This window comes from Planococcus massiliensis (genome assembly GCF_000821325.1).
Lineage (GTDB): Bacteria > Bacillota > Bacilli > Bacillales_A > Planococcaceae > Planococcus > Planococcus ruber.
Genome location: NZ_CCXS01000001.1, coordinates 179,039 through 199,210, shown reverse-complemented (window position 1 = coordinate 199,210; position 20,172 = coordinate 179,039). Strand labels below are relative to the sequence as shown.

General features: G+C 40.8%; 21 protein-coding genes and 1 other annotated feature. Of the genes, 8 read left to right on the top strand and 13 right to left on the bottom strand.

Going from position 1 to position 20,172, the window contains the following annotated elements; translation table 11 throughout:
* Positions 1–101 precede the first annotated feature (101 nt).
* Positions 102–1,028, top strand: a complete 927-nt coding sequence (locus BN1080_RS00945) for an AEC family transporter (RefSeq protein WP_052649694.1) — start codon at positions 102–104, stop codon at positions 1,026–1,028.
* 421 nt (positions 1,029–1,449) lie between these two features.
* Here BN1080_RS00945 and BN1080_RS00940 read toward each other — a convergent pair whose 3' ends face one another.
* From BN1080_RS00940 to BN1080_RS00925, 4 genes are all read right to left on the bottom strand, one after another.
* Complete coding sequence (locus BN1080_RS00940; RefSeq protein WP_052649692.1) at positions 1,450–2,133, bottom strand: DUF4956 domain-containing protein; 684 nt, start codon at positions 2,131–2,133, stop codon at positions 1,450–1,452.
* A 49-nt stretch (positions 2,134–2,182) separates the two neighbouring features.
* Entirely contained in the window at positions 2,183–2,881 is a 699-nt protein-coding gene (locus tag BN1080_RS00935) for a polyphosphate polymerase domain-containing protein (protein WP_052649691.1), read from the bottom strand.
* 140 nt (positions 2,882–3,021) lie between these two features.
* Positions 3,022–4,275 (bottom strand): sensor histidine kinase, encoded by a 1,254-nt coding sequence (locus tag BN1080_RS00930; RefSeq protein WP_324607140.1) that lies wholly within the window; start codon positions 4,273–4,275, stop codon positions 3,022–3,024.
* A 34-nt stretch (positions 4,276–4,309) separates the two neighbouring features.
* Entirely contained in the window at positions 4,310–4,996 is a 687-nt protein-coding gene (locus BN1080_RS00925; protein ID WP_052649688.1) for a response regulator transcription factor, read from the bottom strand.
* Positions 4,997–5,157: 161 nt separating this feature from the next.
* Between BN1080_RS00925 and BN1080_RS00920 the strand changes: the two genes are divergently transcribed.
* Both BN1080_RS00920 and BN1080_RS00915 read left to right on the top strand, forming a co-directional pair.
* A complete protein-coding gene (locus tag BN1080_RS00920) occupies positions 5,158–7,383 on the top strand; it encodes a carbohydrate-binding domain-containing protein (protein WP_052649686.1) in 2,226 nt (741 codons plus the stop codon).
* Between the two features lie 561 nt (positions 7,384–7,944).
* Positions 7,945–8,643 (top strand): CPBP family intramembrane glutamic endopeptidase, encoded by a 699-nt coding sequence (locus tag BN1080_RS00915; RefSeq protein WP_110925536.1) that lies wholly within the window; start codon positions 7,945–7,947, stop codon positions 8,641–8,643.
* A gap of 33 nt (positions 8,644–8,676) precedes the next feature.
* Here BN1080_RS00915 and BN1080_RS00910 read toward each other — a convergent pair whose 3' ends face one another.
* Positions 8,677–9,429, bottom strand: coding sequence for a MerR family transcriptional regulator (locus BN1080_RS00910; RefSeq protein ID WP_052649684.1), 753 nt, complete (start codon positions 9,427–9,429; stop codon positions 8,677–8,679).
* 171 nt (positions 9,430–9,600) lie between these two features.
* Positions 9,601–10,530, bottom strand: coding sequence for a phosphotransferase enzyme family protein (locus BN1080_RS00905; protein ID WP_052649682.1), 930 nt, complete (start codon positions 10,528–10,530; stop codon positions 9,601–9,603).
* Between the two features lie 386 nt (positions 10,531–10,916).
* On the opposite strand from BN1080_RS00905, the gene BN1080_RS17100 reads away from it, so the two are divergent.
* The gene (locus tag BN1080_RS17100) at positions 10,917–11,093 is read left to right on the top strand and encodes a hypothetical protein (protein WP_199876672.1); all 177 of its coding nucleotides are present in this window, start codon (positions 10,917–10,919) and stop codon (positions 11,091–11,093) included.
* Positions 11,094–11,589: 496 nt separating this feature from the next.
* On the opposite strand, the gene BN1080_RS00900 is transcribed toward BN1080_RS17100, so the two are convergent.
* Together BN1080_RS00900 and BN1080_RS00895 are read right to left on the bottom strand one after the other, a co-directional pair.
* Positions 11,590–11,814 (bottom strand): hypothetical protein, encoded by a 225-nt coding sequence (locus BN1080_RS00900; RefSeq protein ID WP_052649680.1) that lies wholly within the window; start codon positions 11,812–11,814, stop codon positions 11,590–11,592.
* Positions 11,815–11,829: 15 nt separating this feature from the next.
* Complete coding sequence (locus BN1080_RS00895) at positions 11,830–12,408, bottom strand: DUF3990 domain-containing protein (protein WP_052649679.1); 579 nt, start codon at positions 12,406–12,408, stop codon at positions 11,830–11,832.
* Positions 12,409–12,623: 215 nt separating this feature from the next.
* On the opposite strand from BN1080_RS00895, the gene BN1080_RS00890 reads away from it, so the two are divergent.
* Together BN1080_RS00890 and BN1080_RS00885 are read left to right on the top strand one after the other, a co-directional pair.
* Entirely contained in the window at positions 12,624–13,187 is a 564-nt protein-coding gene (locus BN1080_RS00890; RefSeq protein WP_052649677.1) for a sigma-70 family RNA polymerase sigma factor, read from the top strand.
* Positions 13,184–14,209: a DUF4179 domain-containing protein gene (locus BN1080_RS00885; protein WP_052649675.1), complete on the top strand. Its 1,026-nt coding sequence runs from the start codon at positions 13,184–13,186 to the stop codon at positions 14,207–14,209. The genes BN1080_RS00890 and BN1080_RS00885 overlap by 4 nt, the downstream gene beginning before the upstream one ends.
* Before the next feature lie 220 nt (positions 14,210–14,429).
* Here the strand turns inward: BN1080_RS00885 and BN1080_RS00880 are convergent, their stop codons facing one another.
* Both BN1080_RS00880 and BN1080_RS00875 read right to left on the bottom strand, forming a co-directional pair.
* Positions 14,430–14,885, bottom strand: coding sequence for a GNAT family N-acetyltransferase (locus tag BN1080_RS00880; RefSeq protein ID WP_052649672.1), 456 nt, complete (start codon positions 14,883–14,885; stop codon positions 14,430–14,432).
* 256 nt (positions 14,886–15,141) lie between these two features.
* Positions 15,142–16,380 (bottom strand): MFS transporter, encoded by a 1,239-nt coding sequence (locus BN1080_RS00875; protein WP_052649669.1) that lies wholly within the window; start codon positions 16,378–16,380, stop codon positions 15,142–15,144.
* A 61-nt stretch (positions 16,381–16,441) separates the two neighbouring features.
* Positions 16,442–16,697: a binding site (T-box leader), on the bottom strand.
* A gap of 97 nt (positions 16,698–16,794) precedes the next feature.
* Here BN1080_RS00875 and BN1080_RS00870 point away from each other — a divergent pair.
* Complete coding sequence (locus BN1080_RS00870) at positions 16,795–17,253, top strand: RDD family protein (RefSeq protein WP_052649667.1); 459 nt, start codon at positions 16,795–16,797, stop codon at positions 17,251–17,253.
* A gap of 47 nt (positions 17,254–17,300) precedes the next feature.
* On the opposite strand, the gene BN1080_RS00865 is transcribed toward BN1080_RS00870, so the two are convergent.
* The 3 genes from BN1080_RS00865 to BN1080_RS00855 form a co-directional block, all read right to left on the bottom strand.
* Entirely contained in the window at positions 17,301–18,158 is an 858-nt protein-coding gene (locus BN1080_RS00865) for an AraC family transcriptional regulator (RefSeq protein ID WP_052649665.1), read from the bottom strand.
* Between the two features lie 76 nt (positions 18,159–18,234).
* Positions 18,235–18,792 (bottom strand): GNAT family N-acetyltransferase, encoded by a 558-nt coding sequence (locus tag BN1080_RS00860; protein WP_052649663.1) that lies wholly within the window; start codon positions 18,790–18,792, stop codon positions 18,235–18,237.
* Between the two features lie 11 nt (positions 18,793–18,803).
* On the bottom strand, positions 18,804–19,616 hold the full coding sequence (locus BN1080_RS00855) for a PP2C family serine/threonine-protein phosphatase (protein ID WP_052649661.1): 813 nt from the start codon (positions 19,614–19,616) through the stop codon (positions 18,804–18,806).
* 157 nt (positions 19,617–19,773) lie between these two features.
* Here BN1080_RS00855 and BN1080_RS00850 point away from each other — a divergent pair, with 157 nt between their 5' ends.
* Positions 19,774–20,112, top strand: coding sequence for a heme oxygenase (locus BN1080_RS00850; RefSeq protein ID WP_052649659.1), 339 nt, complete (start codon positions 19,774–19,776; stop codon positions 20,110–20,112).
* Positions 20,113–20,172: the final 60 nt, after the last annotated feature.

Here is a 20,172-nt window from a genome sequence, read left to right as displayed (position 1 = left end):
ATCGACTCCCTTATCCTCTTATGATTATTGAGTAGACTGATATAAATCAGGCAAAAAGACAAAAGTTTTATTGCTTTTTTCAGAATGGAGAGAATTTATATATGGAAGTTTTATTGCTTATCATACTGAATGTCATCGTGCCGGTCTTTTTGCTGATCGGTGCAGGGATCATTCTTCATATCAGGTATCCATTAGACATGAATACACTCGCAAAATTGAATACTTATCTTTTAATGCCGGCTCTATGCTTTGTCAATATTTATCAAAATGACATGAAGGCGGATACCCTTTTTCAGGTCCTCAGCTTTTTAATCCTACAAAGCCTTTGTTTAATGGCTTTGAGTGCAGGGATAACGAAAATAGCGAAATTCGACAGAAGCCTTTCTGCAAATTTCAAAAACAGTGTAGTGCTCGTTAACTCAGGGAATTTCGGTTTGCCGGTCAGCCAGCTTGTTTTCCAGCACAATCCTTTAGGGTTATCCATCCAGATAATCGTTCTGATTTTCCAGAACCTGCTCACCTATACATATGGCTTGTACAATTCCGTATCTGTCAATAACAGAGGAATACAGGCAATGAAGGTTTTCCAGAAAAACCCGGTCATTTACGCTTTTTTAGCAGGGCTCCTGTGCCACGTTTTGTCCGTCCAAATCCCGGGCTTTATTTGGACCCCCATCAAAAATACGTCTGATGCTTTTTTAGCCATAGCCTTGATCACTCTCGGGGCCCAAAGCGCATCTCTTAAATTGATCCGCTTTTCTTTGCCTTTGGTTCTCAGCATTGTCGGTCGCCTGATTCTTTCTCCTGTAATCGCCATTTTTGTGATTGTCGTTTTGGGTCTGGAAGGAACTATAGCCCAAGCTCTATTTATCGCAAGCTCTTTTCCAACTTCCAGAAACAGCTCTCTTTTCGCCTTGGAATATGGCGACCGTCCTGAATACGCTGCGCAGGCCGTATTAATATCTACTGTATTTAGTATGGCGACCGTCACCATAGTCGTTTATACAGCAAAACTGTTGTTTCCTTAAGCGGTAAACCTGAAAAACTCGATAATTCGGTTTATTTTAACGATGGAAGATTAAGCAAATAACTATCGTGACATTCTGAATCGAATGACCCCATTAATATGAATCCTGAAAATTGGACAACAAACGATTCCAAGGTGTTTCAGAAAACATTCATTTTATGAGTTCATCTATTTGTACGTAAATATTCTATGTGCACTTAATTAACCTTTCGTAAAAGTACACTTTCACAAACGAAAAAGACAAACATTTCATTAACGGATTTCTTGTCTTCCACTTGATCACAGTCAGTAATCGGATTAATGTCAACTACATTTCCAATGATGCAGCTACTCATAGAAATAGTTCTCCTACGGTTATTTTTTCTTCAAACAACATGAAAAAGTGTCTCCTCCCTGTAAAAGCGGATGAAACACTTTTTTAATTAGGCTGTGAAATTGCCGTCGTAACTTAGCATGACCGCTGACTTAACTCCAGCCATTTCGGAAATGCGAGAGATGAAATTCATATCGGTATCTTTGACGCGCACTTCATAAGTCACTTCATAATCGCAGCCTTGTGCGACAGATTTTGACTTGATCAGGTGCTTCCGGACGCTTGATGAAATCAGGTGCTCCAATGATTTTTCGATTTCATTGTCCTCATATTTAACAATTAATAAGTAGGGATTTTCAATTTTAATTTTATTAATAAAAACAATTAAAACCAATCCAATAAGCACAGAGCCCAGAATGGCAAGTAATACAAAGCCAGCACCGCAAAGGATACCTGAAACGATGGTCCAAAATAGATAAACGAGGTCCATCGGATCTTTAATCGGTGTTCTGAATCGAACAATCGACAGAGCACCAACCATGCCAAGTGATAATAGGACATTAGTGGAAATTCCCATAATGATTAACGCGGTTGCCATAGACATGACAATCAAAGAAATATTGAAACTATGCGAGTAAATGACTCCCGAGAACGTTTTCTTATAAATCATATAAATAAACAACCCGATGGCAAAAGCTGCCGCTAGTCCGAGCAGCGAATCGATGAGCGAGAAGCTGCTGGTATTCTCCAGGAAACTGGATTTGAAAATATCACTGAAATTTACGTTTTCCATTAGTAATTCCTCCAATAAGTAAATAGTTTAAACATTTAATGTGAATAGCTTATCCATACATTCGACTGATTTGGTATTTTGAATAGGCACCGGCCCGCAAATCGCTGACTTGCAACAATTGTTTAATGATGGTTGGCAGAAATTCATCGTATTTAACTTCTAACAGAACTACCTCCGGTTCCGTATCCACCATCGGAATGTTCATGTTAAGGACGTCGTTGTTCCGAAGGCTCGTGCGAATCGAACTGTCGAAAGTTACCCGGACATTGCCATACTTATAGATGAACACTTCCCGCTCATAATCGACAACGGTGATGGGCTTCAGCTGAAGCATTTTCATCTGCCGATAAAGGTCTTGCACAAGTAGCCGTGAATCGTTCTCCATCCAGGAAATGTCATCGAAACGGATTTTTTCATATTCTTCTGCCGTAATGGAGCATTTTTGTTTATATGTGAGGTTATTTCGTTTGCTCTTTTTTTCCAAATTCAGAAGATCCGTGTTGCCATCATAAAGACGGACCCGGAATTTATCGCGTTCGAATAATCCTTCTTTTTTCTGGATCATCACTTTATTGTCAAAGTTGTCGAAATAGACGCTGCGAATTGAATATGTGCCTTTTTCTTTAGCATGAGGATCTATTTCCATATAATGTTTCAGTTTATTCCGCAATAAATAACATTCCATTTTCGTCATTTCATGCTTTAATTCTCTCCTGCCCTGAACTCCGTTCAAGCATAGTGCCTTCATGATATATCGCTCCTTCTTCTGCTTTAACAGGTATTCTTTCGAATGCTGTTTAGCTCTTGAAACCAATTATTGAGGATTAACCTTAAACCAACCTTAAAACTAAAAAGAAAATAAAAAAAGAGATCACAGGATGTGATCTCTTACTTTGGCAACTTCACTTTAAACGTCGTTCCTTGCTGGTTGTTTGATGCTGCACTGATGATGCCGGAATGGCTTTCGACGATCCATTGGGCGATGGAGAGGCCTAAACCCATGCCTCCGGTTTCGCGCGAACGTGCTTTGTCTTCCCGGTAGAAGCGGTCAAAGATATGGGAAATGCTTTCATCTGAGATGCCGACACCCGTATCGCTGACTTCAATGACAACTTTCTGATCTTCCATATAGGTTTTCACGCCAATGCTGTCTTTTTCTTCCGTATACTTTAAGGCGTTGTCGAGCAGGATGACCAAAAGCTGGTGAATGCGGCTTTCATCTGCTTCCATATTTGCCTGAGTATTCAAATCAAGCCAAAGGTGCTTTTCTTGTGACTCCGCTATTTCCTTATAAGGAGTAGCCGTTTTTTGGACAAAAGAATCAACTTCGATAGATTGCTTGACGAGCTGGACATCAGCGGAGTCGGCTCTGGCCAGTGTCAGTAAATCAGAAGTCAGTTTTGATAACCTTCTCGTTTCCGACAGGCTGAGCGCAATATTTTCAAATTTATTCATGATTTTCGCCTGCGGTTCCGTAAGTAGCAATTCGAGCTTATTTTGGATAATAGACAATGGCGTTCGCAATTCATGGGAAGCATTTTCGACAAATTCTGCTTGCCTGTCCCATGACTGGATGATGGGTTTGACCATCTTCTTTGAAAGGAAGTAGCTAGCTGTTATTGACAGCATGATAAAAATCAGTGAACAGATGATCAACAGCCTTCCAAAATTGTCGATTATGGTCTGTTCGGGATCAATATTGACCAATAGCTGGGTATAAGCAATTTCGTCGTCGGGATTTTCGTCTTCATAAAGCAAGTATCGGAATGTATAGGATTCGTCGAAAGTTATATTAGTGAAGGAATCCAGATTTTCTGCATCCAATGTAAAATCTTCAAAATAATTTTCATACAATAGCGTTCCAATTTGGACTTCATTGATGATATTCCCTTCATCGTTCCAGTGGAGCAGGATAATTCGCGGATTCGGATTATTTCGCTCTGGATTGGATGCAACCGGCTCTCGTGGCCCTTCATTCAGAGGTGGAATTCTATCGCTGGATAACAGATTTTCTTCGAGCATTTCTTTAAAATTCAAAATTTCTTCATCGGTTTTGGAAAATAAGGTCGCTTGTACTTGATTGAAGATGATGATTCCAAAAATCGTAAAAATCACGGTGAACGCCAAGAGATTCAAAATCATAAAGCGAAGCTGCTGTTTTCTGAAAATGGATTTCCTATTCATCCGTTCCACCGTGTTCTGACAGCATATACCCGAGGCCACGAAAAGTTTTGATGTAGGGGTCATAATGGAAAGCCTTTAAACTCTTTCGTAAATTGCTGGCATATACCTCGACAACCGTAGTCGAAGTATCGGATTCAAATCCCCAGATCCGGTCGAAGATCTGTTCTTTCGTTAGAATGATGTTTTTATTGTTCAGCAGGTATTCAAGAAGGTCGAATTGCTTGCCGTTCAATTTGACCGGTTCATCTCTGATGAAAGCCGTTTTGTTTTTGATGTTCAATTTTAATTCTTTGAAAGTCAGCACGTTCTCCCTCAGTTCACCTCCGGAGCGTCGGATGATGGCTTCGAGCCGCAGCAATAATTCCTCCCGATGGAACGGTTTCACCAGATAGTCGTCAGCACCCGCTTTAAATCCTTGGATTTTATCGCTGATGCCGTCTTTTGCTGTTAGCATGATGACCGGTGTGGAATTGTCTTGAGCTCTCAATTCTTTCAATACTTCGTAACCGTTCATGCCAGGCATCATGATATCCAGAATGATGCAGTCAAAGATGTTCTGTTCCGCCAAAAATAAGCCTTCATCTCCATCAAAAGCCTGCTGCGTCTCGAACAATTCCTGCGTAGTTTCCTTGATTGTATTCGACAGATGCCGGTCATCTTCTATAATTAGCAGTTTCATTTTAGTGTCTCCTTTATACGAATAACTGAAAAGGCAATAATAGATTTGATTATAGGTTGAATTGAAATAAATGCAAATGGTTTTTCATTTTAAGGTTTGCTTAAGGTTGTAGCTTCACAATAGGGCCAAGAACGAAATTTGACCTTAAAGGAGCACTCGATATGATTAATAAACGAATGTTTAAAATGGCGTCAGTGGCGCTTTCTGCGAGTCTTTTATTTGCTTGCAGCAATGAATCCGGGCAGGAAAGCAGTACCGAAAAGACAATAGCTTATGAAGAAACCAAAACACAGATCGATTCGATGGTCAATTATCAAGATGATGACCTGTACAGTGAAGTGGAAAATGCAGAAAAGATTCAATTGAATGGGACAGAAGCGGGATTTGACTCTTCGGCAGCTGTCATTTTTGAGGAAAACACATTGACAATTAAAGCTGGAGGGACGTATATGATCAGCGGAAATTTGGATGATGGCCAAATCAGCATCGATTCCGAAGATAAGAAGACGGTAAGGCTGGTACTCGATGGAGTGGACATCAATTCTTCGGATACGGCGGCCATTAATGTCGTCAACGCGGAGAAGACCGTAATCTCACTTGAAGAAGGAACTGAGAACATCATCTCAGACGGCGAGCAATACGTCTATGAAGATTCTGATACGGATGAACCCAATGCAGCGATTTTCAGTAAAGACGATTTGACTATTAACGGAAGCGGCAGCCTGATTGTTGATGGCAACTATAATAATGGAATTACCAGCAAAGACGAATTGAAAATCACAGGAGGCGATATCCAAATCACAGCTGTGGATGATGGATTGATGGGCCGAGATTTGGTGGCCGTAACAGCAGGAACAATTGCCATTGAAGCTGGAGGAGATGGCATTAAAACGTCTAATGACAAAGATGCAGCCAAAGGCAATATTGCATTGGAAGATGGTGAATTTTCGATTGTCTCCGGCAATGATGGCATCCAATCAATCGCGTCCCTCTATATAACGGATGGTACCTTTACAATTGCTGCAGGCGGCGGAAGCCCTGAAACAGTTGAGACTTCTGAGAACATGATGCGGGCGCCTCAGGAAGAGACTGAAACTACTGAGGAAACGGCAAAAGAAACTACAAGTGACAGCAAAAAAGGCATCAAAGCAACAATGGCTATTGCCATCAGCGGCGGAACTTTTGATATCGATTCGCTGGATGATGCTGTGCATAGTGATGGCGATGTGACGATCGGCGGCGGAGAATGGGAAATCGCAACAGGAGATGACGGCATCCATGCAAACAATGTCGCGTTGATTCAAGGCGGCAGCATCGAAGTGGCGAAAAGCAACGAAGCATTGGAAGCAGACAATATCACGATAAACGATGGCACGTTAATCCTGACAGCAGCGGACGACGGTATCAATGTCAGCGGCGGATCAACGATGATGCCGGGTGGAGCGATGCCTGAAACTGCAGCGGGTGGAAATACTGCTGCGGAAGAAACATCGGCTGATGCCGAAGCAGAAGCAACAGACGAAACAGAGGAAACCGAAGCTGCGGAAGAAGAACTGGAAACCAAGCTGTCCATCAACGGCGGATTTGTATCCGTGAATGCAGCGGGGGATGGCTTGGATTCAAACGGTTCAATTGAAATGAACGGCGGGACGGTACTTGTCAACGGGCCGACTGAAAATATGAATGGTTCGCTTGACTATGACGGGACCTTACTGATAGAAGGCGGTTTATTGATAGCTGCAGGAAGTTCGGGCATGCTTCAGGCAGCGTCTGAAGAATCTGCACAATCTTCAATCGTCATGACCTTCCCGGAAACCCAGGCCGCTGGAACACTTGTCCATGTGGAGGACAGTAAAGGAACGGTTATTGCTACATTCGCACCAGTGAAAGAATTCCAAGCCATTTTCATCAGTTCGCCTGACTTGAAAGTAGATTCCTCTTATAGCTTATCGACAGGCGGCACTTCTTCTGGAGAGGCGGAAAACGGGCTTTATACGGAAGGAGAATATCAGGGCGGCACAAAAATGGTCGACTTCACGCTTACTGAAACGGTAACTTGGTTAGATGAAAACGGCGTAACCGAAGCGGCAGCTGGCGGCATGGGACCAGGCGGCGGATTCGGCGGTGGTACACCTCCGGCAAGCGGGAACTTCACTCCGCCAACTGAAAACGGAGAAATGCCTTCAGGAGAAGGCGGTGGTCGGCCAGAAGGCAACATGGGTGGAGTATTTGAGAATCTAGACGAAGCCACGAGAGCCAAAGCACAAGAAATTATGCAACAAATGATGAATGGCACCCTAACTCAAGATGAGGCTGCAACAAAGATGAAAGAAATCGGCATAGAAATGCCAAGCAAAGAAAAGCCTGAAGCAGAAGCTGCACAGTAAAAGTGATAGTAATTTTTTAGAAAGGGAAACGATTTTAACTAGAGAAATCTCCTTTTGAAATGAGAAATTCTTATTAAATTATTCGGCTGATTCGAACCTGATATTCCATCAGGCTTGGGTCAGGCGAATATTTATTATTACAACGACAATAGGAAATGTTTTTTCGGTGCCAATTACCTCGGCTACATTTTCCCCTGTTTTTTCTATCTCCATTCATTTCTGATTTATCGACAGTCGGTTCGGTACTATATACTGCTATTAAAACCAGTAATCCTATCACCCATGTGATCTCTTCATCATATTCTTCCTTTTATATTATTGGAGGTTTTTTTACCTAAATGGTTACAATAAATGGCAGCTCCTCTTAAATTTTAATGCTACTAGAACTCTGTTTTTTCGAAAAAAAAAGAAGAAGCACTTTTATAAACCTCTTCCCTTCCGATAACCTGATGATATGTAAACTTCCACATCAGAACCGGTTTTTTTCAAAAAAACCTTGCAGGTTCCCTTACGTCACCACGTATGCTGGTCTCAGTAAGTTAAATACCTGGAGGGATAAAATTGATAAAAGAATCTATTGAACGGAATGAAATGTGGAAATGGCGGGATTTAATCTATATGCTGGTTCTTGTACTGGTACTGGTTCCGATTTTCATTGAAACTGTACTATTTAATTATCTGTTGGACTTTTTTCAAAATGAGTTACATGCCGGTACATTGAATGGCTTCATCATGGCTATCATTTTCACAACGGCGCTTTATTTCATCGTTTTAAAACCCAAGGAACAGTCCTGGAAAACTGTCGGATTAACACCATTCCCTTTAAGAGACTGGAAGCTGATAGCTTTTTGGACCATCATCCTAATTGTCGTGAGCATCGTGTTGGTAATCGGGATGTCATTTATAGGAGTTGGAACGGAAAACAGTAAAACGGAAAGCCTCCAGTCACAGATGACCTTGTTGAACTTTACAATAGGATTTGTATCGGCCGCGATCATCTCTCCTATCTACGAAGAAATTTTTTATCGCGGCTTCCTTTACCGATTTTTCAGCAGCCGATATGGTGTGTTAAGCGGGATGCTGATCAGTTCCCTTATTTTTACGGTTGTCCATATTCCTACATACAATACCTTACCGGTTAATTTTGTATCCGGCCTTATTTTTTCATGGGTCTATCATAAAACCGGTTCCATCATTCCCAGTATCCTGATTCATGGAATATTCAACGGGATTGCCGTGATCCTGACTGCCATAGCGTGATTATTTTCTCTCCAGACTGACGTGCTCCGGCTGTCAGTTGGGAGAGACTTCTTTTTTAGCGGCCATCTCTAGAAAATCAATAATAGCTGATGAAATTGGATAGAGACCCAACTCAGCGGAAGCTTCGGGAGATTTGCGGACTTCCCAAAAAGCCTCGACCAGTTCTGAATCGTCGCCAAACGTTTCTTCTGATAATATGTCAACATCTTCGAGAATGAGTTGACCTTCCATCGAGGCAGGGGAAACCCCATTCTCAAGACAAAGCTCAATCCTTTTAATGATATTGATCCACTTTTTTGTGGTCCTATCTCCACTTTCAAGTTTAGGCAACTGACTTTTAAGATGGGATTGCTGTTCCACAGAGAAATATTGATTCCAATCTTTGTCTTTCACTTCATTCGCCACCAAGGAAATTAAATCTTCCCAGTGAAGGGTTGCTTTTAAGTCCAGCAAATTCAAGAGCGATTGGGTATGCTTCAACGAATTCGTCAGGTGTTCCACCTCTTCACTCAACAAAGACTGATGGGCAAGCAAGATAGCGGACATCGACTGCTCGGCCAGGATATTCCGACTGTCTTCGAGCGACAAATTCAACGATTTGAGCAGAATAATCTTTTGCAACTTCACAATATCCTCTTTGGAATAGTATCGTTTACCACCGGCAGCCTTCTTTGAAGGGTTCACTATCCCGATTTGATTATAATAACGAATCGTCCTCACCGAGATATTCAGTATCTTTGATAATTCGCCAGTTGATAAGTAACTTGCACTTTCTTTGTTTTCCACTTCTTATATTCACTCCTAAAATTTCAACTTCTGATAAGCGCTGATATGTAAACTATAATTCAAACATTTCAAGACTCAAGACTTGATAAATTTATTTTTAAAAAAATATTTCATTCACTTTAATGGCTGCACGTGCTGCTAGTTATTCCAACTCACTGATTTCTTTCACACTCAAGTTAAACTGTACTCTTCAAGATTTAACAATAATTGAATTAATCTACTAAAAAGATTCCGCTGCACGGGATTTTTCCAATCCTCTTTCCCCTCTGACATCAACCACATCACATCATCGAGAAAAACATGTTCTAACGCTTGAGTCCAGTAGTGTATTTCATTCTCCGTCAAGGTTACGTTTTCCTTATAGCCCTCTAAAAATATTTCCCATTGTTTTTTTGTAAAAGGCTGATCTGGAGCTGTAGCCAATTCGTTGTGAAAAAGAAATAAAACCAGTGCCAAATCAAAGATTCGGGGAATCCAGCCGGCATTGTCTGGGTCAATTAGATAGGGGTTAGGAACGTAAATAAGATTATTCGCTTTAAAGTCATGCGGTGTTGCAACGGAAGGCAATCCGACTTTCTCTAGCACTTTCTGCTGACGAACTGCTCGCAGAAGTCTCATTTCGAGTTCTGGGTCAATGACAGAATTGTTTAATGTCGCATTTTCTACAATCTTTATAAAGCTTTCTTTCACTTCATCCTCAGTGAAATCAAATACATCGTACACATCCAGTTGAAATTCATTCTCCGCAGAAGATAAAGAATGAATTCTTCCAAGCAGTTTTCCTGCTTCTTTGATTTCAATATCCTGGCCTTTATAGGATTCTCCTTTGATAAAAGGATAAACTACGTAAGTTGTGTCGTCGATGACTAACGGGTTTCCTGTTGAAATCTTTTCAGGAATAACTACATTGATCCCCTGGTTGTATAACGTATTGGTAAACGCCATCAGTCTATGCGCTTTCTGAATTGGGCTTCGCGTTTTTTTAACAATGAATTCTCCATCGGAGCTTTCTAATCGATAGACTGGTGAAAACGGATAAATACTAATCGGTTCTTCTTCTACCTCAAACCCGAAATTTTTCACAATATTTTTAGCGTTCAACTACTTTCCCTACTTTCATTTTAAAATAACGGGATTATTTTCTACTTACAATTATACCAATAATTACAAATATTAAAAGTTTTCTTGAATCTATGACCATCTTATAAAGCGTTCGTAAAAGTACACTTTATCGTACAGCTTAAGCTTCTTCTGATAAGTTGGAATGAAAACTCTAACCTTAAGGGTTAGTCTCCAACTAGCGGAGCCCGTTTATTCAATGGATAAGAAGATGTCAGTTCTTTAAAAATCATTGCTTGCCTGAAGACTCGGAGAGAACCAATCAAAGAAATTAAATTCTTCATTATAGAAATTAAAAAACTCAATTTATTTTTACTATGTTAAAGTTAATATAGAACATTTAAAACTTTCGAAAAGGAGAGTATAAATTGAAAAAATCTCAAAAAATAGCTATTTACATATCAATTCTAGCCATTGTTTTCTTCTTTGCTCTATCAGCAATGACTCGAAATTGGGGCTTCTTTTTATGGAGTTTGTTTCCTGTTTTTCTGATTTTAATGACTACTATTTTCATTAAGCCAAACAAAAGAAAAGGAGTGGAATGAAAAATCGTTTTAAAAATTCCTAAATGGTTTCTTTATTCAGAAAAATTACTAGAATTTTTTCACATGGATAAATGGTAAAAATCGGATTGTTTTCGCCCATTATGGATAGAATAAAACTCCTCAATTGTTCTACCTATCCAGTAGGACAATCGGATAAATTCCCTCCTTTTTCTTCAGATGATAGCTGACAACTTAGATATTAAAAGCTATACCATACAAGGGGTTGTGCTGATCGAACCTCAGCAAAAAGTGAAAAAAGAGAACCGATTAGGCTAGAAGTTCGCTGAATATAAAGAGTAAAGCGCAAGTGGAATCAATTCTTTCACTTGCATTTTTGCGTTTTGGGAAAAGTCGTCAGAAACCGTTCGTAAAAGTACACTTTTACGAACAAAAAGGGAGGAAAGAAGCCAAAATTATCGCTTCTTTTCTCCCTATACTTACTCATGTTTATTTTGTAAGCAAAAAAACGCCCGACCACTGAAGGCAGGACGTTTTCTTACATTGGTTGATATGGAATAATCTCTTCAGCCATTAAAATCTGAATTGCGAAATAGTCAGGACCCAAGTGTTGTGTAATTGGATCATTAACGTTAATTTCATCAATATACGCAGACATTAATTCTTGCGCGCGCACTTTATTAACTGCATAATTTTCATGCATGTAATCTACTGCGCTGTCAGAGAATACTTTCCGATTATCCGTTCTTTCTTTGATAGCCAATTCACTCAACCCCTTTCAAAGCTCATACATGTTAATTTCTTTCATTATAGCACTAATCCCGCTGTTATGTATTGAAAGTTGATCATCGTCTGCAAATTTTTTATTTACTATCTTCTTTAAATAAGCTGCATCCGAAAGCCTATTTTCCCTATATAAATTAGTTGCCTGCACTAACTCAGTACCATCAGCCACCTTGCCAAACACAAAATCGTGGCTATGTCTTAAACCCGGGGCCTTTCTATTCTCAGCCACGAAGTCAGCAAAGTCTTTGTCAAAATCGAGAAAGTAGGCGCCTTTGAAATCAGAAAGTAATTTCTCCATATCAATTTCATAGACAATTACACAAGGAGTTCTCTTTTTACTAAGAAGAGAAACATTCTGTTTTCCCAAGATAAATCTTTCTGCTTGCTGCTGCCGAGATGTAAGATAAAAACCAGGGCCAAAATCAAGTTTCCGTTTTAAAGCGATACCCAAGCCTACATCTATTCCGTTAGCTTTAATGTGTTCGTACGAATCTTTGAAAGTACCATGGTACCATGTTGTATTTAATCGGAATTGCATTTCCTTAAGTGCACGTAAATCTCTTAACATCATAATACCCTACTTCTCAAGTTTATAACTTAATGATAGCGGAAATATCCCTTATTGTACATAAACTCATTGATTCTAAGCCACTAGTGTTTACTGTTACTTCTGATAATCCCTCATATGTAAACTGTTTACTGAATATAAAAAAGTTGAGAGTTATTGCTTCTAGGATTCGATATAGTTAGTGAAAAAGCTTTTTCAATAAAAGAAGGAGAATACCTATGAAAAGTAATGCCACAAATTTTATTAAGCGATTAAAGAAACAAAAAGAAGATGCACTCGAATATATCGTTGAACATTATTCTCCATTAATTAATGCAATCAGTTTTAAAATTCTATCGGGTATTAGTAAAGATGCTGTCAACGAATGTGTGAATGATGTGTTTTTGACCGTTTGGCAACACGCCAAAGAGTTCGATGGGGAACCTGAAGACTTTAAAAAATGGATTGGAACTATCACAAAATACAAAGCCATTGATCGGTTCCGTCAGCTCGAAAAACAACGGGCGCGTGAAACATCTGATGAATACTTACTTAAAGAGCCAGCTAATGAAGACGTTCAAAGGCAGCTACTGAAAAAAGAAGAAAAGAATACGCTCTTGCTTGCAATGAGCACTTTGCCGGACCTTGACCGGGATATTTTCATAATGAAATATTTTCAGTCCTTATCCAATCCCGAAATAGCTGCTGCACTCAATCTCACAATACCAGCTATAGAAAACCGATTGTATCGGGGAAAGAAAAAACTATCGACTAACTCGCATTTAAAGGAGCGATTAATATGAAGGAACAATACAAAAACTGGTTTGATTTGGATATCGACAATATTGATCTGAAGCCTTTATCCGCCCACCAGAAGAATGATATCAAAACCTATGTATTAAACACCAATCAGTACAAAAAGAAACAATTTAATATGCGCCTTCTTGCTGCAGCTGCAATACTAGGATTGAGCGTTGTCACAGCAAGTTATTTTGCCTTGCCGACGGTTGCAGGACAAATCCCCTTCATGCAAAATGTATTAACCTATTTCGAAGACGAGGAACTTCCAGGTACCTATTCAGATTTAGCGACGGTCGTGAACCAAGTCCAGACGAGTAATGGAATCGATGTCATGATTGAAAATGCAGTTTATGACGGAACCAATGTCATGATCACTTATGCAATTCAAACAGAACTGGCACTCGGAGATGATCCAATAGCGGAAGGATGGTTGGATATTATAGAATCATCTGGATTTGGCGGCACAGGATCAATTGAAAAAATTAATGATACAACTTATGTAGGCCTGGAGAAAGTAACCCCTTATTTTAAAAAAGAGAATCCGGAAGAAATACATGTTAAATGGATACCCCAAGCCTTTACCAATAATCAAACGAGTGAACAAATTGAAGGAGACTGGCAATTTGAATTTAAGTTGACTCAGCTGGCAACAAACCTTCTGCCGTTAGGTAAAACGATACAAGCAGAAGGAATTAAATTAACGATGGTGTCAATTGAACGTTCTGAAATGGCTGCCGTTCTACAATACGAATTTGACGTAGAAGAGTCCATTTTGCAGAAATGGCCAGGTGTTTCCATCGAAATGAGCGAAGTTAAAGATAATCTGGGCAACGTCTATGAGGTAAACGGAAATGGCGGAGTCAGTTATGATAACGGTGCTTCAAATGAAACGAAAGCGACCATCTATTCGCTGGATGAACGCGCCACTTCTTTGACAATTACACCTGAAATTTATTACTCCAAAGAAATGGGAGAAGGGCTTGAGACAGTCCCTATGGACCCGATTAAAATTGACTTAGATTAGCGACATCTCACAAACAATTAACGCTATTATAAATAAAACCTCGAACAAGGACACTTTCTAAAAAGTGAAGTTGTTTGGGGTTCTCTTTATAATTACACAAAAACCTATATTTATACTTCCGATAACGTCATGTTATGCAAAGTAACGAAGCTTTCAACTAAGTTTCTAGATAATCTCCTTCAAAATCTTACTTTAAAAGTTATAAACAGTACTTTAAAACCTATAATTTTAGAGTCATAAAGACGTTAAAATCGCTTTTTTTATAATTTGCGAATGGTTCACAGTATTCAAATCCGAATTTTTTATATAAGTTAATTGCTGGTCCGAAAATTTCCATCGGTCCGGTTTCTAAGCTTATTCTTTTATACCCACGCGTTTTTGCTTCCGTAATTATATGATCAACCATTTTAGCAGCTACCCCCTTTTTTAAATGAGCCGGTGAAGTTTTTAAGGATTTAAGCTCGCCATGTTGAGAGTCGATTTCGTGAAGAGCCCCGAATCCTAAAAGTTCATGATTTTCCCAGGCACTCCAAAAAGTAATATCCGGTTTTTTTAACCCTTCAAGATCAAGTGCATATTTACTTTCAGGAGGGCTCTGCTGACTCATACTTTTTAAATGTTCTCCAAGCAATTGGATGACTGAGGAATTTGTCAGATTGTCTACTTTAATTTCCATTTACATCCCTTCTTTCATTTTCTATAGATTATATTATACTCTTCTATTAAGCTCGGTAAATAGAATTAATAAAAAGCTGATCATTACAAGTATATTCGTTCGTAAAAGTACACGTTTACGAACGGTTAAAAATCAGCTGAACGATGCTTAAAAGAGCGTTCGTAAATGTATCCAATCACTTTACGAACGTTCACTGATTGTCATATACATTTACGAACGGTTCACCGTCCATTTAGAAGAGAAAGCTTTCGCGTTGCTAAGATTCCTTCAAGAAGGCTTTAGCATTCGACTGGTGCTCTTCATTGTTTGGAAAATCGAGCCACCAAAGAATCAGTCCAATAGCGAATATCCCAAAAGAACCGATCACCACAGCTATCCGGATCGAAAAGAAATAAGAAACTGCACCAAATCCTAGAGTCAATGCTATGATGCCCATGGCTTCTAAAAGACCATAGATGCTGGAAACCCTCCCCAAGATATCTGCAGGAATCTGCTCCTGATAAAACGTCTGAAAGCCCGTGTTGGCAAATGCGAGTGCAAATGCCAATACGAAGAAACCGGCAGCAGCCCCGTAGAAAGAGGATGAAAATGCATAAATTAAATATCCTGCCGCCGTTCCTATAGCACCGATTTGCATAAGAAACGCTACTGAAAGCTTCTTTACAAAAATCGTTGTAAGAATGGAACCCGCGATGATTCCCGCTCCCGCCACGCTGACCAAAAGGCCGTATTCCTCTTCTCTCAACTGCAAAACTTCAATGGAAAACGCGGCTTCCATCGAATCTAAGGCGGTGGCAGCTACCATCAATCCGCTGAACACTAAATACACTCTCGCAACGTTAGAGTTAGACTTGCTGAAAGCAAGGACCATCGCAAGATCTTGCTTTAATAAAGTCCATGAGATTGATTCAGCTTTTTCTCCCTTCACTTTCTTTCCTTCCAAATTCGGCAATAGCGTTACAAGCAGGCCAGACCCCAGCAATGCTGCAGCGTTTATCGCAATCGCCACTTCCACTGAGCTTATGACGAGCAAAACTCCTGCTATTGCCGGACCTAGCAAAAATGCTCCTGAATCTACCAGACTCCGAAAAGAATTGAAGCGTTTCCGCTGTTCCGGTGCCAGCAGCATGCTCACATATACCATAGATGCCGGAACAAAGAGCGCATTTAATATACCTAGTAAGAAAACCAATAAGTAAATTATTTCAAGCGAATGGATGAATGGTAGGAGCCCAATTAGTATTGCCCGGGAAATATCCAAACTGATGATCAGCTGTTTTTTATTGAAGCGATCCACAATACTGCCGCCCCATCCATTCGTCACGAGCATAGCAGCCGGGGCAATCGCATATAAGGCTGCGACTGCAAAAGCAGACCTATCTGCCCTTTGCAAGACACTCAAATTCAACGCGATTAAATAAATCCAGGCACCGACATTCGCAATGCCGATGCTTATCAACAAAATGACCGGATTTCTCCAGTTTGCTTCAGCCATGTAGACCCACCCTTTCGATTTTCATAAAACGCAAAAAAGCCCACCTCCAAGACCTGATTGTCTTGGAGGCGGGATTCGAAAATCGCGGTGCCACTCCAGTTCCTTTAATATGTCGCCATATTAAGCTCATTAAGTACGGCAGTTCTCACTGCTTATACTCTTGCCCGATAACAGGAGCTCCTGTCGCATCACCTCCGAAAAACGGTTCCGATGCGCTGCTCAGAGATTTGGTTCAGTGACTAGTTCTTGCCCTTTTTCAGCACACCGGGCTCTCTTTGAAGAATTTCCTCACTTACTCTTCTCTTCATCGCATTTGATTTTGCTAATAATAGCATTTGATAGAATGGAAAGTAAACAAAAAATTAAAAATTCATGTTAAAGTTAAAAGAAATCGAGTGGAAGCGAGGGCATCTCATGACTAAAGATTATGCAGGATTCTGGATTCGTTTCATCGCGAACTTGATCGACGGCATTATTCTCGGCATTCCTATTTTTATAGTCGATCAAGTTATTTTTAAACAAGTAACCGGGATGACCGAAGAACAATATTATGCTTTAAATGAACTTTCGACAGCTGGTGCCCCGCCTTCCTATCTATGGTACAGTTTCCTTTTCACTACCTTAGCCGGTATCCTATACTACGGAATTCTGACCTCGTCTAAAAAACAAGCGACGTTCGGCAAAATGGCGATGGGCATTAAAGTTGTAGATGCAAATGGCCAGCGTATGGGCTTTCTTCGTTCCGCGATCCGATATCTAGGCTATATCCCGTCCGGCTTTTTGCTGTTTTTCGGCTATATCATGATTGCCTTCACCGAAAAGAAGCGCGGACTTCACGATTACATTGCAAATTCATATGTGGTCTATAAATAATTGAATGGCAAAAGCGGCTTGGAGAAACTCCAGCCGCTTTTCTTTTCTTATTTTTTCAACGGAATCCAAATTTCGGAGTAATAGTCATCTCGATAAGCATCGCCAGCCGGATAAACTTCCAACTCAGGAGACGGTGCATGTTCATACTGGTTTGACGGAAACCATTCCGAGAAAATTTGCTTCCATACAATAGGCATGGCTTCCGGCATGGCGCCGTGCACTTCGAATACCGCCCATTTTGCAGCGGGTATTTCAATGGCCGCCAGATTAGCCGGTGCTTTTTCAGTCGACTCTGCACCAATCCAATAGTCCATTTTTTGGCCATCCGCATTGCCATCGCAAATCCCGAGCAGCCCTTTGATTTCTCCATTGTTCAAGCCCGCTAACAAATCACTTGTCCCGTCGGCATTGGCTCTTTCCCACATTTTCGGGATGCCTTGCATATTTTCTCCGTCTACCAGCGAAAACTCTTCCTTGATGCCCACTGCCTGAAAACTTTCCCTTTCCACAATACGGTACTTCATCGGACTTGCCCCTTTCAGATTCACCTGGATTCCCAGGCGATTATAGGATTTCAGCTCTCCTACATGCTTTCGCGCATCGCTCGGCGTGACGCCGTGCTGTCGCCGAAAAGCTTTCGTGAAAGCCTCGGGGGTGTCATAGCCATATTTGGAGGCGATATCGATGATTTTATGGTCTGTACTAGCCAATTCATGTGCAGCTAAAGTCAAGCGCCTGCCCCGCAAATACTCGCCTACTGACATATCGGTCAAAATCGAGAATGTCCGTTGAAAGTGAAACACCGAACTATTCGCTTCGCGTGCAATATCTTCCATGCTGATTGATTCCGTTATATTCGCTTCCATGTAATCGATTGCCTGCTGCAAAGATTCTGCCCACCCCATATTGCTCACCCCTTGCTTCCATCTTATCGGCATCTTTTGCGTTTTTCCTGTCCGTTTGTGCTTTCTTCAGACCATTTCAAAATTCCTCTTTTAAAATCGAATACTGCGCTAAGTCGACGAGTTGCCCTTTTATCCGAAAATGCTGCCTCGCTACGCCTTCAAATTTCATTCCCGCTTTTTCAAGGACACGCTGCGATTGGAAATTATCCGGTACAATCGGTGCTTCAATTTTATTCAGCTGCATTTCTGTAAAACCGAATTCAAGCAGTGCTTTTACAGCTTCTGCTGTAAAGCCTTTTCCCCAATACCGGTGCGATAGCGTATAGGCGATTTCCGCCCGTGAATGTTTCGGCAGCCATTTTACAAAATCGATGGTGCCAATCATTTTCTCATCCGTTTTCAATTCAATTGCCCATGTCAGTTTATTTTTTTGCTTGTAGGCGTTTAATACAAAGGCGATGAATTCTTTGGAATCTTCAATGGTTCTATGGGCTTCCCAAGGCATAAAACGTGAAACTTTTGCTTCTGAAGCATAGTCAAACAAATCCTCTGCATCCTCTTCTCTTAAACTCCTCAATATCAGTCTTTCCGTTTCAATAATTGGCATTTCTCCGTAAAACTTTTCAGCGTCCATCCGCTCTCCTCCTATTGATCACTCGGCATCGCAGCTGTTTCTTCCCTCTTAATGGTCCAGGATACAATCGTCGTGCTGTCTCTGACGCCATGCTCCTGTATCGTTTTCAATAATTTTTCAACGCCTTGCTCGTTTGTTGCCCCTTCAAAGCTTTTGGCAATCGCTTTTGGGTCAGCAAAAGGAAGTCCAGGGCATTCAACCAAACCATCTGTGGTAAGGAATACATGATTTTCCCCTTGCCGCAATTCACGTGTGCCGCTGGAGTAGCAAGGAACGGCCTTTCCGAAAGTATTGACTTCTCCGATCCACTCAAAAAACTGGCGTTGATTTACCGCATATTGGCCAAGCTTCATCAATTCGGGGTGGAATAAATACAACAGGCAATCACCGACAGAAAACCACCAGAGGTATTTTTCTTTTCGAACCGCGATCAAACAAGCGGTCTCTCCTTGAACGCTGCGGCAAGCTTCTAAAAACCGCTCTTCTTCAAAAAGGGAGACGAAATAGTTTTCCAACTCCTTAAAATAGGCGCTATGGATGTTATGGTTCAATAGTTTATGCAACTCTGTTTCGCCCTGCTGGACCCAATTTGCAACAAGTTCTGCACTCTCTGCTGTTTTATGGGCATCCAGAAGCAGAACGAATTCCCATTGCTTGTCGTCATCTGCCCATATTAGGCAGCCGTCTTCGTTCTTATACTGCCCTGCCGCCGAGTTGCCGCCAAAACGCCCAAGAACCAGATCCTTAAACTCCGTGACATCCGGCTCATCAACGAAAGAATATTCATTGCCTGTCCACTTGATACGTTCTTCAACTTTTCTCATATTTGCAGCTCCCCCTGACAATATTCTTACAATTATACGGCACGTACCGGTTATTGGTATATGGCCTCATGCAAATAATAGATTCCTATTTATCACTTCGCTATAATAGAAACGAATAGAAAAACGAACACAAATCATATTAAAGGAGATCTGCCCCATGTATATCGTAACGAACCGCATTAAAATGAAACCTGGCTTTGCCGAAAGAATGGCGCCGAACTTCACTCGCCCAGGAGCTTTGCAGCAAATGAAAGGTTTTGTAAAAGTCGAAGTGACGATTACACAAAACTTGACTGAATACGATGAGCTGAATGTGAACATGTACTGGGAAGACCTTGAAAGTTTCGACGCTTGGAAAAGCAGCGACGCTTTCAAAGAATCCCATAAACGCCCAGAAGCCGATTCCAGCGAAGCGCCAAAAGAGTCCCCGATGCTTGGCAGCGAACTGGTCATCACAAAAGTGGCTTCATCAATTGAAGCAGCACCAGCTGAATAAGACGAAAAAAACGATCCGCCTCTTGCTTTTGTAAGAGGCGGATCGTTTTTTTATTGGTCT

Excerpts from the sequence above, each read along its gene's own strand:
- BN1080_RS00945 (WP_052649694.1), top strand. The coding sequence starts at position 102 with ATGGAAGTTTTATTGCTTATCATACTGAATGTCATCGTGCCGGTCTTT.
- BN1080_RS00940 (WP_052649692.1), bottom strand. The coding sequence starts at position 2,133 with ATGGAAAACGTAAATTTCAGTGATATTTTCAAATCCAGTTTCCTGGAG.
- BN1080_RS00935 (WP_052649691.1), bottom strand. The coding sequence starts at position 2,881 with ATGAAGGCACTATGCTTGAACGGAGTTCAGGGCAGGAGAGAATTAAAG.
- BN1080_RS00930 (WP_324607140.1), bottom strand. The coding sequence starts at position 4,275 with ATGATTTTGAATCTCTTGGCGTTCACCGTGATTTTTACGATTTTTGGA.
- BN1080_RS00925 (WP_052649688.1), bottom strand. The coding sequence starts at position 4,996 with ATGAAACTGCTAATTATAGAAGATGACCGGCATCTGTCGAATACAATC.
- BN1080_RS00920 (WP_052649686.1), top strand. The coding sequence starts at position 5,158 with ATGATTAATAAACGAATGTTTAAAATGGCGTCAGTGGCGCTTTCTGCG.
- BN1080_RS00895 (WP_052649679.1), bottom strand. The coding sequence starts at position 12,408 with ATGATGTTAAGAGATTTACGTGCACTTAAGGAAATGCAATTCCGATTA.
- BN1080_RS00890 (WP_052649677.1), top strand. The coding sequence starts at position 12,624 with ATGAAAAGTAATGCCACAAATTTTATTAAGCGATTAAAGAAACAAAAA.
- BN1080_RS00885 (WP_052649675.1), top strand. The coding sequence starts at position 13,184 with ATGAAGGAACAATACAAAAACTGGTTTGATTTGGATATCGACAATATT.
- BN1080_RS00880 (WP_052649672.1), bottom strand. The coding sequence starts at position 14,885 with ATGGAAATTAAAGTAGACAATCTGACAAATTCCTCAGTCATCCAATTG.
- BN1080_RS00875 (WP_052649669.1), bottom strand. The coding sequence starts at position 16,380 with ATGGCTGAAGCAAACTGGAGAAATCCGGTCATTTTGTTGATAAGCATC.
- BN1080_RS00870 (WP_052649667.1), top strand. The coding sequence starts at position 16,795 with ATGACTAAAGATTATGCAGGATTCTGGATTCGTTTCATCGCGAACTTG.
- BN1080_RS00865 (WP_052649665.1), bottom strand. The coding sequence starts at position 18,158 with ATGGGGTGGGCAGAATCTTTGCAGCAGGCAATCGATTACATGGAAGCG.
- BN1080_RS00860 (WP_052649663.1), bottom strand. The coding sequence starts at position 18,792 with ATGGACGCTGAAAAGTTTTACGGAGAAATGCCAATTATTGAAACGGAA.
- BN1080_RS00855 (WP_052649661.1), bottom strand. The coding sequence starts at position 19,616 with ATGAGAAAAGTTGAAGAACGTATCAAGTGGACAGGCAATGAATATTCT.
- BN1080_RS00850 (WP_052649659.1), top strand. The coding sequence starts at position 19,774 with ATGTATATCGTAACGAACCGCATTAAAATGAAACCTGGCTTTGCCGAA.